The sequence below is a fragment of the Novosphingobium profundi genome (genome assembly GCF_018491765.1).
Lineage (GTDB): Bacteria > Pseudomonadota > Alphaproteobacteria > Sphingomonadales > Sphingomonadaceae > Novosphingobium > Novosphingobium profundi.
Window position 1 is genome coordinate 111,788 of sequence record NZ_JABWCU010000006.1, and the last position, 14,214, is coordinate 126,001.

Annotated in this window: 9 protein-coding genes; 6 read left to right on the plus strand and 3 right to left on the minus strand. The window is 65.7% G+C overall.

From position 1 onward, the window contains the following. The first annotated feature begins 135 nt into the window (after positions 1 to 135). The 5 genes from HT136_RS07240 to HT136_RS07260 all read left to right on the plus strand — a co-directional run bounded on the left by HT136_RS07240 (position 136) and on the right by HT136_RS07260 (position 9,152). Positions 136 to 1,338: a cytochrome P450 gene (locus HT136_RS07240; protein ID WP_214198905.1), complete on the plus strand. Its 1,203-nt coding sequence runs from the start codon at positions 136 to 138 to the stop codon at positions 1,336 to 1,338. Continuing rightward, positions 1,335 to 2,666, plus strand: coding sequence for a spinster family MFS transporter (locus HT136_RS07245; protein ID WP_214198906.1), 1,332 nt, complete (start codon positions 1,335 to 1,337; stop codon positions 2,664 to 2,666). Before HT136_RS07240 ends, HT136_RS07245 begins: the two co-directional genes overlap by 4 nt. Beyond that, a complete protein-coding gene (locus HT136_RS07250) occupies positions 2,663 to 4,378 on the plus strand; it encodes a dihydroxyacetone kinase family protein (protein ID WP_214198907.1) in 1,716 nt (571 codons plus the stop codon). Before HT136_RS07245 ends, HT136_RS07250 begins: the two co-directional genes overlap by 4 nt. A gap of 29 nt (positions 4,379 to 4,407) precedes the next feature. Further along, positions 4,408 to 6,762, plus strand: coding sequence for a TonB-dependent receptor (locus tag HT136_RS07255; RefSeq protein ID WP_214198908.1), 2,355 nt, complete (start codon positions 4,408 to 4,410; stop codon positions 6,760 to 6,762). An 89-nt stretch (positions 6,763 to 6,851) separates the two neighbouring features. After that, complete coding sequence (locus tag HT136_RS07260; RefSeq protein ID WP_214198909.1) at positions 6,852 to 9,152, plus strand: arylsulfatase; 2,301 nt, start codon at positions 6,852 to 6,854, stop codon at positions 9,150 to 9,152. A gap of 18 nt (positions 9,153 to 9,170) precedes the next feature. Here the strand turns inward: HT136_RS07260 and HT136_RS07265 are convergent, their stop codons facing one another. The 3 genes from HT136_RS07265 to HT136_RS07275 form a co-directional block, all read right to left on the minus strand. Then, a complete protein-coding gene (locus HT136_RS07265) occupies positions 9,171 to 10,499 on the minus strand; it encodes an MFS transporter (RefSeq protein ID WP_246543435.1) in 1,329 nt (442 codons plus the stop codon). 83 nt (positions 10,500 to 10,582) lie between these two features. Next, positions 10,583 to 12,712 (minus strand): acetate--CoA ligase family protein, encoded by a 2,130-nt coding sequence (locus HT136_RS07270; protein ID WP_214198910.1) that lies wholly within the window; start codon positions 12,710 to 12,712, stop codon positions 10,583 to 10,585. 73 nt (positions 12,713 to 12,785) lie between these two features. Continuing rightward, positions 12,786 to 13,619: a p-hydroxycinnamoyl CoA hydratase/lyase gene (locus HT136_RS07275; RefSeq protein WP_214198911.1), complete on the minus strand. Its 834-nt coding sequence runs from the start codon at positions 13,617 to 13,619 to the stop codon at positions 12,786 to 12,788. 91 nt (positions 13,620 to 13,710) lie between these two features. Between HT136_RS07275 and HT136_RS07280 the strand changes: the two genes are divergently transcribed. Then, entirely contained in the window at positions 13,711 to 14,157 is a 447-nt protein-coding gene (locus HT136_RS07280) for a MarR family winged helix-turn-helix transcriptional regulator (RefSeq protein WP_214198912.1), read from the plus strand. The last annotated feature ends 57 nt before the right edge of the window (positions 14,158 to 14,214 follow it).

Sequence of the window (14,214 nt, forward strand, 5' to 3'; positions counted from 1 at the left end):
AACCTTTTCGTCTTGGCTTGCGATCAGCACGGCATGAAAGGATGCATCATTGCCGCTTGACTGTCCAACGTTTAGATATAAACATTGGGTTTAGAAATAAACTGGCGCAGCAAACGCGCCTGGGGAGAGTTGGCCATGGAAGAGGCGGCGCGGCGAGAGCCCGTGATCGTTGATGTCGATCCGTTTTCGGAAAAGGCATTGCGCAATCCCGATTGGTTCGACCAGATCGCGTTGGCGGCTGATGGCGTGATCTATCTGCCGCGTTACGATTTGTGGGCGGTGGCCAAGTTCGACCAAGTTCGGTCGACGTTTATGGACTGGAGGCGCTTTTCTTCGGCCTTCGGCACGGGGCTTACGCATATTGGGAAATCGGGCAACTGGCGGCGTCCCAGCCTGATCCTGGAGAACGATCCGCCGGACCATGCGCGCTACCGAAAGATTTTCGCAAGCGTGCTGACCGGTGCCACTCTCCAGGTCATTCGCGACCGTTTCGAGGCCAGCACCGACGCGTTGGTCCGTGCCTTGGTGGCCAAGCGGCACTTCGATGCGGTGACCGAGCTTGCCGAGGCCGTGCCGCTGCAGATCGTGCCCACGATGCTGGGGCTGCCGGCCGAGGCCCACGACCTCATGTTGATCTATTCCGAACTTAACTTCAATTCGATGGGGCCGAAGAACGAATTGTGGCGCAAGTCGCAGGAAAAGGCCGCCCCGATCGTCGAGACGGTCATGGAGATGTGCCGGCGGGAGAACCTTTCCGACGATGGTCTGGGCGCCCGGATCTACAACGAGTGCGCGGCTGCGGGCCTTCCGGAAGACGACGCGGCCACTCTGGTGCGGACTTTCTTCTCGGCTAGCATGGATACGACGATGCACGGGATCGGCTTTGCCATTCAGGCTCTCGCCGAGCGTCCCGAGCAGTGGGCGATGCTGCACGCCGATCCGAGCTTGGCAAAGACGGCCTTCGAAGAGGCATTGCGGTTCCGCTCTCCCAGCCCTTTCATTGCGCGCACCACCACCTGCGATGTCGATATCGACGGTGTGCGCATTCCGGCGGACAGCAAAGTGCTCATGCTGGTGGGCGCGGCCAATCGCGACCCGCGCAAGTTCGAACGTCCGGATGAATTCGACATCCAGCGTGACGTGCGCGGGCATGTAGGGTTCGGAGTCGGCATACACGCCTGCATCGGCCAGGTCGTGGCGCGGCTGGAGGCGGAACTGGCGCTGGAAGCTCTGGCCCGCCGGGCCGCGCGCCTGGCGCCAGACGGTGAGCCGGTCGATCACCTCAACAACTGGTTGCGTGGGCTCTCCTCGCTTCCTGTCTCGGTCGAGCCGGCATGATCGCGCCTGGGTCGAGCGGGGTGAAGGACCCGGCGTCGGACAGTTGGTCATACCGACCGTTGCGGGCCTGGCTGATCGTTGTCCTGCTTCTTGCCGCCTATACGATATCGCTGATCGACAGGCAGGTCCTGAGCCTTCTGGTCGTTCCGATCGAGCAAAGCCTGCATATTTCGGACACGCAGCTCAGCTTGTTGCACGGGCTCGCCTTCGCACTGTTCTACACAGCGTTCGGCATCCTGATCGGCCGCGCGGTCGATCGTCGCAATCGGCGCAACATCATCGCGATCGGCATGGTCATCTGGTGCATGGCCACGATCGGCTGTGGCCTCGCCAATAGTTTCGCGGGCCTGTTCGTTGCGCGCATGTTCGTCGGGGTCGGCGAGGCGACTCTTTCGCCGGCGTCGTTCTCGCTGATCGCCGACTATTTCCCACCCGCCAAACGCGGACGGGCGATCAGCGTCTTTTCGATGGGCGTCTTCATGGGGTCCGGACTGGCGCTGGTTGCCGGCGGGGCGGCGATCGACGCGACCCAGGCCTGGGCCGGCACGGCATGGCCCATCGTGGGAACTCTCGAACCCTGGCAACTGGCGTTTTTCGTCGTGGGCGCGCCCGGTTTGCTGGTCGCGGCCCTCGTCATGGCGGTGCGCGAACCGCCACGCCGGGAAGTGAGCGACGAGGGAGCCGGCGTGAAGGAAACGCTCGCCTTCTTTCGCAGGAAAGGGCCTGCCCTCGCGACGATGATCGCCGCGTTCGGAGCGAATGGTCTGATAAACTTCGGCCTTGCGGGCTGGGCCCCGACGTTCTTCATCCGCGTGTTCGGCTATTCTGCAGGCGAGATCGGGGCGATCTACGGCACGTTGCTGATGGTCTGTGGCTCTGCCGGGATCTGGGTGGGAGGATGGCTTTCCGACAAGGTCGTGGCGAAAATCGGGAAAGGCGGCGTGCTGTTGGTCATGCGGGGCTGTGCCTTGCTGATGATCCCTTCGCTCGTCGGCTTCGGTTTCGCCTCGACGCCGCTGGTGGCGCTGATCTTGCTGGGTTGGACCTGCTTCGTGCTCGGCCTTCCGACCGGCCTGGCACCGGTCGCGCTTTATGCGATCACGCCCAATCAGTTCCGCGGGCAAGTGACCGCCTGTTACCTCTTTGCCGTCACGCTGATCGGCATGATGGCGGGCTCGACGCTGATCGCGATCTCGACCGACTATCTCTTCCAGGACGCCAACGCCGTCGGCAAGTCGCTGGCACTGGTGGCCTCCGGTGCTGCGCTGTTCGGCTTCGTCAGTCTCACATTCTCGCAGAAAATTCAGGAACGGATGAATTACGCATGAAAAAGCTGATCAATTCGCCCGCGACCCTGGTGCCCGACATGCTGGCCGGCCTGGCGATGTCGGATGACCGGCTGGCCTTGCTGCCCGCGCATGACGTCATCGTACGCGCCGACTACCAGGATCTGCACGCGAACGGGCAGGTGGCGCTCATCTCGGGCGGCGGAGCCGGACATGAGCCGGCCCATGCCGGATATGTCGGCAAGGGCATGCTGACGGCCGCGGTGACGGGGGCGGTCTTCACCTCGCCGAGCGTGGACGCGGTCCTCGCGGCCATTCGCCTCGTCACCGGACCGGCGGGCTGCCTGCTGATCGTCAAGAACTACACCGGCGACCGGCTCAATTTCGGTCTCGCCGCAGCGATCGCCCGCAGCGAGGGGCTGGCTGTCGAGATGGTGCTGGTCGACGACGACGTCGCTCTCGACCAGGGGCACAGCCGGGCGGGCGCGCGCGGCCTGGCGGGAACGGTCCTCGTCCATAAGGTTGCGGGCGCCGCCGCGGCAGCAGGTCGTCCTCTGGGCGCGATCGTGTCCATGTTGCAGGACTTCATCGCAGGTATCGGCACCATGGGCGTGTCGCTGGCGCCCTGCATCAATCCTTCGGCGGGGGTCGCCAGTTTCGAGTTGGGGCCTGACGAAATCGAATATGGCCTTGGCATTCACGGCGAACGGGGGCTTTCGCGCGAAGCGAACAGCGATGCCGACACGGTCGCGTCGCGCCTGGTCTCACGGATCGTGGAAGCCAAGGGGTTCGGGCGCGACGAGCGCGTTGTCCTGATGGTCAATGGCCTGGGGGGCACGCCGCCGGCCGAAATCGCGATCGTGCTGGGAAGCGCGCTGAACAGCGTGCGCATGCAGGGTTTGCGGGTCGAGCGGGTGGTGAGCGGATCGCTGCTGACCGCGCTTGAAATGGCGGGGTGCTCGATCTCGCTGGCCCGGGCCAACGATGGCCTGATCGAATGGATCGACGCTGCATCCGATGCTCCGGCGTGGCCACGGGCATCGCGGCCCGCGGCGGACATGCGGTTGCTCGAGGCGTCGGCAACCGATGCGACGCACGCTGGCGATGCGACCGGTGCGCTCGCCGAGGCGGACCAGGCTTTGCTGGCTGCTGCGATCGAGCGGGTCGCCTGGACGCTCATTGCGGCGGAAGCCGACCTGACGGATCTCGATCGCATCGTGGGCGACGGCGATCTGGGCATCAGCCTCGAACGTGGGGCACGGGCTGTGCTCGAGGCCCGGGGGGAACTCGACATGTCGCACCCGGCGCCGGCGCTGCAGGCCGTGTCGAACATCTTGCGGCGGGCCATCGGGGGCACGTCCGGGCCGCTTTATGCCGCCTTCACGCTGGCGGTGTCGGCATCGCTGCGCGACGCCGCACTGCCCCTGCGGTTGTCCGATTGGGCTGCGGCGATGGCCGCCGGGTGCGAGGCGATCACGCGCCTGGGCGGGGCCCGCGAAGGCGACTGCACCATGCTCGATGCGCTGCTTCCGGCTTCCGCCGCGCTTTCGCACGCCGCACGGACCGGCGAGACGACGCGCCGCGCGCTTGCCGATGCTGCGCAGGCCGCCAGCCACGGCGCCGAACGGACCGCCATGCTGGCACCGCAACTTGGGCGGGCCAGCTACCTGGGCGAAATCGCAGTTGGCCAGATCGATCCGGGCGCGATGGCGGTGTCGCGATGGTTGGACGCGATCGAACACGTATTTTCATAATAATAACATAGTGAAAGAGGAGAGCGAGCATGGGGATCGGTATGAAGGGGCTGCAGCTTTTCTGCAGCTCGGCAATGGTACTGTGTTGGACAGCGCCTGCGTTCGGGCAGGAAACCGGACAAAACGCCCAGTCGGAAAATGATCAGGCGACGTCGGAAATCATCGTCACCGCGCAGTTCAGGGCCCAGAACCTGCAGGATACGCCGCTGGCGATCACTGCGGTGAACGGCGAGGCCCTGGAAGCCAAGGGGGCGTCCACCGTTCTCGATGTGGCCTCCAGCGCGCCCAACGTGACGATGCGCAAGGCCGGTGGTGCCAACGGCGGCGGGGCGCAGATTTTCGTGCGCGGCGTCGGCCAGTCGGATTCCTCCTTCGCCTTCGAGCCGGGCGTGGGCATGTATATCGACGATGTCTATTATGGCACGGTTTTCGGTTCGATCTTCGATCTGCTGGACCTTGATCGCGTAGAGGTGCTGCGCGGCCCGCAAGGCACCCTGGCCGGCAAGAACTCGATCGGCGGTGCGGTGAAGATGTTCTCGCTCAAGCCCAACGACGAGAACAGCGGCTATCTCGACTTGGCCTATGGCCGTTTCAACCGGATCGAACTGAAGGGCGCGGCCAACTTCGTTCTGGTCCCCGACAAGGTCATGGTGCGACTGTCGGGCGTGTCCAAGAAATCCGACGGCTATTTCCAGCGCTACGATTACGGCTGCCTCTACCCGGACAGCGGTGTTGCTTCGGCATCGGACGGCAGTTGCAAGGCCGGCACCGAAGGGGGGCGCAATTTTCAGGCCGGGCGCATGGCGGTGCGTCTCATTCCCTCGGAGAGGCTCGAGATCAACCTGATCGGGATGGTCAGCAGCGAGAACTCGGAGGTTACTCCGCAAAAGCTGCTCGATATCACGACGACGACGAACATCCCGAGCGGCATCGATCCGCATATCTTCATCACCGGCTCCAAGAGCCGGACCAGTTATGCAACCTACACCAATCCGGCCTTTACGGACCCGGCCAGCTACAGCGGCGTGGACGGTGCGGGCAGCCATCCCTCCACCTCGCTCGTTCCGGAATTCCGACTGCGGGCTCAGGTCCTTTCCGGTACGATCGACTGGGAACTGAGCGACGCCATGAAGCTCACCTCGATCACCGCCTATCAGCACTATGCCGGGGCCAATGCCACCGACATCGATTTGACGCCTTACGGCATCAACACGGTATCCCAGCGCTACAACTACCGGCAGTTCACGCAGGAACTGCGGTTGGGCGGCACGCTGGCCGATGACCTGATCGACTACACGGTGGGCGCCTACTACTTCAAGTCGGTGGGACGCTACAGCGGGACCAACTACATTCTGCCCGGCACGGCCCGCGAGAATCTCTATTCCCAGCGCGACCGGATTCCGTCGGAAAGCAAATCGCTCTTCGCGCACGTGACCGCCAACCTGACCGATGCTCTGTCGGTCATCGGCGGCCTTCGCTACACCAAGGATTCCAAGAGTTACGAATTCGGGCGGCGCAATCCCTATGACCCGAGCCAGCCGTCCTATACCGCCGCGGGCGCGATCGACGGTCTGACCGGGCACTACTCCGGCGACAACGTCGATTACCGTGCCAGTGTGCAATACCGCTGGTCGCGCGACCTGATGACCTACCTGCAATTCTCCACGGGGTATCGCGGTGGCGGTGTGAACCCCAGGCCTTATGTCCTGGAACAGGTGGTCGCTTTCGAGCCGGAAAAGCTCAAGGCCTACGAAGCCGGCTTCAAGGCCGACCTGCTGGGACGTGCGCTGCGGGTGAACGGTGCGGTGTTCCTGAACAAGTACACCGACATCCTGTTCAACAACCAGTCGCCCACGGCAAACAGCACGCTGAATTCGACACCGGTCAACGCAGGCGATGCGCGCTTCTGGGGCGCGGAGCTGGAACTGAACATCCGTCCGCTCGACGGTCTGACGATCGATGCCTCGGGTAGCTACCTGGGCTTCCAGTTCGAGCGCATCGGCGCGACCGGGGCGACGATCAGCGGTATCACGCTCGACAACCGTGCTCCTTTCGCCCCGGAATGGAAGGGCAACTTCGGCATCCAATATGCGGTCCCGGTCGATGGTTTCGGCACGATCTCGCCGCGGCTGGACGTGAGCTACCAGTCTTCCTTCTTCCCGCAGGTGGACAACGATCCGCGCACCAAGATCGACGGATATGCGCTGGCGAACGGACGATTGAGCTGGGAAAACGAACGCGGCGACCTGCAGGTCGCGCTGACGGTCAGCAATATCTTCGATAAGTACTATTACATTAGCGCGCTGAAGTATCCGATCGGTATCGTTTCGGCGACGCCGGCCGAGCCGCGCGAATGGAAAATCGGCATTCGCAAGTCATTCTGACCACGAGGCGGGCCGGGGTTGCTCCCGGCCCGCCATTCGTCCAGGCAAACCAAATTGCCGGACCGAAAGAAAACGGGAGAAACGATCTGATGGGCAAACTAATCCGCAGGAGCTTCGGCGCGTCCCTGTGTTCGATCGCGACACTCTTGGCCGTCGGCCTTGCGGGCGGAGCGGGGGCCAGCGATACACCGGCAGCTGCAGCCCCGGCCAGCTACCCAAGTCAGCCCAAGCCCGCAGCGCAGGCGCCGAACATCCTGGTCATCATGACCGACGATGTCGGCTTTGCCGCCAGCAGCGCCTTTGGCGGGCCGATCCCCACGCCCACGCTCGACGCGCTTGCGGCCAGGGGGCTTCGCTACAACAACTTCAACACCACCTCGATGTGCTCGCCCACGCGCGCCGCCTTGCTCACCGGTCGAAACGCGCACTCGGTCGGCTTCGGCGTCATCAGCGAGGAAGCCTCGCCCAACCCGGGGTACAATTCCTACATTCCCAAATCGGCGGCGACCTTCGCGCAAGTCCTGTCACGCAATGGTTACGACACGGCGATGCTGGGCAAGCACCATAACACGCCCTTGTGGGAGATCACGTCGGTCGGGCCTTACGAGCGTTGGCCCAATGGCCTGGGCTTTGGCTATTTCTACGGCTTTCTCGGCGGCGCGACGAACCAGTTCGCGCCGACCCTTTATGAGAACCGCAACGCCAAGGAGATCGCGCAGGACGATCCTTCGTACATTCTCGACAAGGATCTGGCCAATCACGCGATCGACTGGCTCAACATGCAGCACGGCATCCGCCCTGCAACGCTTTTCCTGATGTACTACGCGCCGGGTTCCGCGCATTCGCCGCACCAGGCCCCGGCGGAGTGGATCGCACGCTTCAAGGGGCAATTCGACGCGGGTTGGGATAAGGCCCGCGAACAGTCGTTTGCCCGGCAGAAGAAGATGGGGGTCATCCCCGCGAACGCGGCGCTGACACCGCGTCCCGATGCCATTCCGGCCTGGTCGTCGCTGTCGGCGGACCAGAAGCGCGTCTACACGCGAATGATGGAAGTCTACGCCGCGCAGCTTGCCTACTGCGATCACGAAATCGGTCGGATCATCGATCAGCTCAAGCAAAATGGCCAGTTCGACAACACGCTGATCGTCTTTATCGAAGGCGATAATGGCGGGAGCCTGGAAGGATCGCCGCAAGGCACGATCGACGAAGTGGCGCGCGGCAAGAACCACATGCCGGACGACCTGCAGGACCAGTTGGCGCACCTTGACGATTTCGGCACGCGCTATTCCTGGAACAACTATCCCGCCGGATGGGCCTGGGCGATGAACACGCCGTTCCAGTGGGGCAAGGCGGTGGCCTCGCATCTGGGCGGCGTGCGCAACGGCATGGTGATGTCCTGGCCAGGGCACCTTCAGGGCGAAGGCCAGGTCCGCCAGCAGTTCGCGCATGTGACCGATATTGCGCCAACACTTTACGAGGCGGCCGGCATCACGCCCCCCGCACACGTCGACGGTGTCGAGCAGCAGCCCTTGGCCGGCCATAGTTTGACGTACAGTTTCGCGGCGGCAAATGCGCCCACGCAGCACCCCAGCCAGTATTTCGAACTGCGCGACAATATCGCCTATTACGATCATGGCTGGCTGGCATCGACGAAGCCGCGCGTCTTGCCATGGGACAAGGAGGCTCCTCCGGCATCGGGCGTGCCGGTGCAGTGGGAGCTCTACGATCTCGATCATGACTTCAGCCAGTCGCATGACCTGGCAAAGGCCAATCCGCGCAAGCTGGAGGAACTGAAGGCCGCCTACGCGCGAACGGCAGAGCGGTACGGCGTCGGCCTGCCGGAACATCAGGCGCGGGTTCCCTGGCCGTTCATTGCGAACGGGCAGAAGCATTTTGTCTTTCGTAACAGCGCGCATCGCTATTCGCGCTACGGCTTCCCCAGCATCATGAACCGCAGTTGGGTGCTGACCGCCGACATCGTCGTGCCGCAGGGTTCGGCGGATGGCGCGATCATCTCGCAAGGGGGGCGGCTGTGCGGATGGGGCCTGATGATCGAGAACGGCAAGCCCGTGTTCCGCTACAACGCCTCGATCGAGGAGCGCGATCACAGCGCGATCACAGGGGCAGCGCCGCTGGCACCGGGCGCGCACCGGATTACGGTGGAGTTCGCCTATGAGGGTAGCGAGAGGGGAGCCGGTGCGACCGTGCGCATCACGGCAGACGGCAACCCCATCGCGTCCGGGCGAGTGCCCCGAACGCCGGGCTATCTATTCGTGAGCGAAGGCGGCGTCTCGATCGGTCGCGATTATGGGACCACGTTGAGCGACGCGGCGCCGGGGCCCTTTGTCTACCCGGGCGTCATCAACGCCGTGACCCTCGATTTTCCGTGATGAGGCATTCTTGGGGCGCTACCGCGAGCTCGTAGGGACCTCGCGCAGTGCGGCGATGGCGCAAAGCGCGAGGAGCGAGCCGAGCGCCATCGCGGCCGAGACTGCAAGGAGGCCGAGGCCACCTGTAAACAGGAACCCGGCTACGACCGGACCCAACGCCGCGCCGCCGCGCCCCACGCCGATCACGAAGCCGGTGCCCCCCGCCCGCGCTTCGGCGGGGAAGCTCTGCGCGATGAGCGGGTAGAAGGCGACCATCCCGGCGTTGGTGAAGAAGCCCGCGCTGGCGGCGGCCCAGGACAGGCCGGAAAGGTCCACCGCGCCGCGTCCGAAGTTGATCACCAGCGCGCTTGCCAGCGCGAGCACGCCGATCATCAGGGGGCGCAGGCCGAGGCGCAGCGTCAGCGCGCCGAGCAGCAGCGAGCCGAGCAGCCCGCCGACATTGGCAAAGACCAGCACGCCGCCCGCCGAGGAGGGGGCGTAGCCCATGTCGACGACGATCTTGGGGATCCATTTCAGGATGTAGTAGAAGGTCATCACGTGGCAGAAATAGGCGAGCGTGAGCAGGACCGTGCTGCGCCGCAGATCCGCTGCGAACAGGCGCGCGAGCGAGGCTTTCGCCTGCGCGGAGCCGACAGCTGGAGGGAGGGCCGCGACACCGTCATGGCCGAGCCCCGCGAGCGCGCGGTTGACGCGTCGCAGGCCGTCCGGGCGCGCGCGCTGCAGCAGGAACTCGACGCTTTCGGGCACCAGCAGGAAGACCAGCGGCAGCATCGCCGCGCTCACGATCGCGCCGAAGCTGAAGACATGGCGCCAGCCCTCGTCGAGGACGAACGCGCTGACGAAGGCGCCGCCTGCGATCGCGCCGACCGGGTAGCCCGAAGCCATGACCGAAATCGCCACCTTGCGCCAGCGCGCGTTGGCGTATTCGGCGACCATCGCATTGGTGCAGGCGAGCATGCCGCCGATGCCAAGTCCGGTGGCGAGGCGCAGCGTGGCCAGTTGCCAGATCCCCTGCGCCTGCGCGGCGCCGAACATCCCTGCGGCCATCAAGGCAAGACTGGCGAGCGCGGTCGGCTTGCGCCCGATCCGGTCGGCGAGCGGACCCAGCACGAAGGACCCCGCCGCCATGCCGATGAGCTCCATCGAAAGCACCACGCCGAGCGCGGCGCGGTCGATCCCCCAGTCGGCTGCGATGCCGGGCGAGGCGAAGCTGATCGCCAGCACGTCGAAGCCGTCGAGCGCGTTGAGCAGGACGCACATCGCGATCGCCAGGATCTGGCGCGGCCGCATCGGCGCCTGTGCGACGATGCTGCGGGGGTCGACGGCCTCGGGGGACGGTGGGTGCATGTCTCGGGATACTCTCCAACTGGCCGCGTCTTGCCCGGCCTCTTGTGCTTTTTGGGTGGTGTCGGGCTCGCCGCCGTCGAAGCTCAGCCGCCCGCGGGCTCGACCAGCATGAGCGCGTCGAGAGCGACCGCCCCGCGCCCGTGCGGGTAGAGGATGACGGGGTTGAGATCGATTTCGGCCAGTTCGGGTTCGGCGCTGAGGACCGCTGCGACCTGGCCGACCATCGCCGCGAGCGCGGGGACGTCGAGGCGGGGCGAGCCGCGATAGCCTGCGAGCAGTGCCGCGCTCTTGAGACCCATCAGCTCCGCCTCGATCTGCGCGGGCGTCATGTCGGGGGTGAGCAGGCACACGTCCTTCAGGATCTCGGCGGTGACGCCGCCGAAGCCGGCCAGCACGACCGGCCCCCATTCGGGATCGTTGCGTCCGCCCACGATCATCTCGAGGCCGCGTTCGCCCATCGCCTCGATCAGGACGCCGTCCAGCGCGATCTTTGCGTCGTAGGCGGCGACATTGGCGTGGATCGCCTGCCAGGCACGGTGCACCGCATCGGCGTCGGCGAGGTTGAGGAGGACGCCTCCGGCATCGCTCTTGTGGCCGAGTGCCTGGGCCTGCGCCTTCATCGCCACCGGGTAGCCGATGCGCTCGGCCACGGTCACGGCCGCCTCGGCGCTGTCGGCAAAGCCGCCCGGGGGAAACGCGAAGCCGAGCGGGGCGAGCAGCGCCTTGGCCTGGTATTCGGCCACGACGCCATGGTGCTCGTCGAGGCCCGCCACGGGCGTTCCGGCGGCCGGGCTTTTCTCGAGTTCGCGCGCGTGAAAGGCGGCAAGGCGCGAAAGCGCGCGCACCACGCGTTCGGCGTTGGGGAAGCAGGGAATGCCGCGTGCGCGCAAGTCGGCGACGACGCTCTCAGGGATCGGCGCGCCCTCGTCGAGCCCGGCGTAGATCAGCGGCTTGCTGCGCTCGCCGTCCCCGAGCGCGGCGAGGATGGCGGGCGCCTTGATGCCGATCGTCACCGGATCGGTCTGGATGATCCCGGCAAGGACCGCGCCGACGCGATCGTCGGCGAGCAGCGCGGCGAGCGTCTCGGTATAGATCTCGGGCTGGCTTAGCCCTTGCGCAGTGATGTCGAGCGGGTTGCTCACGGGAACGAAGAGGGGCAGCGCGGCGCGCAGGGCGGGCGCGTTGGTGTCGTCGAGGTGGGTGAGGGGAAGCGCGAATTCCTCGGCGAGGTCGAGCGTCAGCGCCTTGAAGGCGCCTGATTCGCCGAGCACGGCAACTTCGGCGTTGGGCATCGGCGGGCAGCGCATGAGGATCTCGGTGATGTCGCCCAGCTCTTCCAGCGTCTCGGCGAAGATCACCCCCTCGCGTTCGACCTTGCGGCGCATGAGCGCGTAGTCGCCCGCCATCGCGCCGGTATGGGTGGCGGCGGATTCGCGCGCGGCGCTCGACTTGCCGGGGTGGAGCAGGACGATCGGCTTGCCCGCGCCGCGCGCGCGGGCGGCGGCCTCGAGGAAGCGGGCGGGGCGGCGGAACTGCTCGACGATCATCGCGATGACCTGCGTCGCCTCGTCGGCGATCAGCCATTCGACGTAGTCCTCGACCCCGCTCGCGGCCTCGTTGCCGGTCGAGACCGAGTAGCTGATCGGCAGGTCGCGCGCAGCGAAGGTGGAGCCGAGCACGGCCGCCATCGCGCCCGATTGCGAGACGATGCCGAGCGCGCGGCGGCCCTCTGGCGGCGCGGTCTGCGTCTCCACGAACGTGAGCGGGATAGCGTCGACGTGATTGACGAGGCCGAGGCAGTTGGGCCCCTCGATCGCCATGCCGTGGGCGGCGGCGATGCGGCCGATCTCGGCCTGCTGCGCCTTGCCTTCCTCGCCGCCTTCGGCGAAGCCGGCCGAGAAGATGATCGCCCCGCCGGCCTTGCGCGCGGCGAGCGCCTTGATCGCGTCGAGCACGGCGGGCTGGGGAATGGCGAGCACGGCGACGTCGACCCCTTCGGGCAGCGCCTCGATCGCGGGATAGCAGCGGCGCGCGCCGATCGTTTCGCGCTTGGGATTGACCGGGTAGATCTCGCCGGCAAAGCCGTTGCGCTCGAGATTGCCGAGCACCGAGGCGCCGAGCGCGCCGGGCTTGTCGCTGGCGCCGATCACGGCGACCGAGCGCGGGCGCAGCAGGCGCGAGAGTGCATCGTGCGAAAGGGTATTGTCGGTCATTGCAGAGCCTCTCCCGGGCTTGGACGTAAGGAGAGGGGGCGGCGGCTGGCGTGCCGCCGCCCCCTTGATGGTATCAGCGTGACTTGGTGATGTCGTAGCCGCCCAGCCCCGGCTTGAAGGTCTTCTCGTCGATGAACTGGCGGGTGGCTTCCTTGCGTCCTTCGCTGTCGAAGAAGTTGGCCGCTTCCTGCGTGCGCACGAGGTAGTCCATCGAATTGTCGAAGGACATCTCGCGCACGCGGCGGATGGCCCACTTGGTGGCGCGAAGGGCCGTCGGGTTCTTGCCCAGCAGCACTTCGGCGATCGCGGTGGTGCGCGCCTTGAGCTGGTCGGCGGGCACGGCCTCGTTGACCAGGCCCCATTCGGCGGCCTTCTTGCCGTCGACGTTCTCGCCCATCATCGCGTGGTACATCGCGTTGCGGAAACCGGTGAGCTCGACGATCACCTTCGAGGCGCCGCCGCCCGGCAGGATGCCCCAGTTGATCTCGGACAGGCCGAACTGCGCGTCCTCGGCGGCAACCGCGAGATCGCAGCCGAACAGCGGGCCATAGGCGCCGCCGAAGCACCAGCCGTTGATCATCGCGATCGTGGGCTTTTCATACCAGCGCAGGCGTTCCCACCAGCCATAGGCCTCGCGCTGCGCCTGGCGGATGGCGCCAAGGCCCTTTTCCTCGTTCTCGCGGAAGTATTCCTTGAGGTCCATGCCCGCCGAGAAGGCGGTGCCCTCGCCGGTCAGCACGAGCACGCCCACGTCCTCGCGGAATTCGAGTTCGTTCAGCACTTCCATCATGCGCCGGTTGAGCGAGGGGCTCATGCAGTTGCGCTTTTCGGGGCGGTTGAACGAGACCCAGGCGATGCGGTTCTCGATGGTGTAGGAGACGGTATCTTCCGGTTTGCGATCAGACATGGCAGTTTTCCTTGAACAGTGTATTTGACTATATTCGATAGGTATGAAGAGGCTCGAAGAAGCCCATTTGCGGAGGAAGCCTGTGGTCGACGTGACCGGAAACCCCCTTGATCCTGCGCCCGTGGAAGACAGCGATCCGCTGGCGATCCTGCCGGGCTACACCTTGCGCCGCGCGGCCAACGCGATGATGGCCGAACTGGGCACGCTGCTGGGCGAGGTGGACCTGCGGGTCTCGGAAGCCTCGATCCTGCTGCTGATCGACGGGCGCGCGACGATGACCTCGACCCAGATCGGCGCCGCGCTCGATATCCGTTCGGCCAACATGGCCCCGCTCGTCGCCCGCCTCGATGCACGCGGGCTCGTCGCGCGCGTGCCGCTCGACGGCAAGTCGCTGGCGGTCGTGCTCACCGATGCGGGGCGCAGGGTGCTGGGCGAGGTGCGCCGCATCACGCAGGACTTCGAGCGCGACCTGATGCGCCGCATCCCCACCGAGCACCGCGACCACTTCGTGCCCGCGCTCAACGCCTTGTGGCGCTGAGGCGGGCGAGGTCGGAAGGAGCGGGGCGAGGCGCATCGCGGGCGTTTTCGAAGTCCG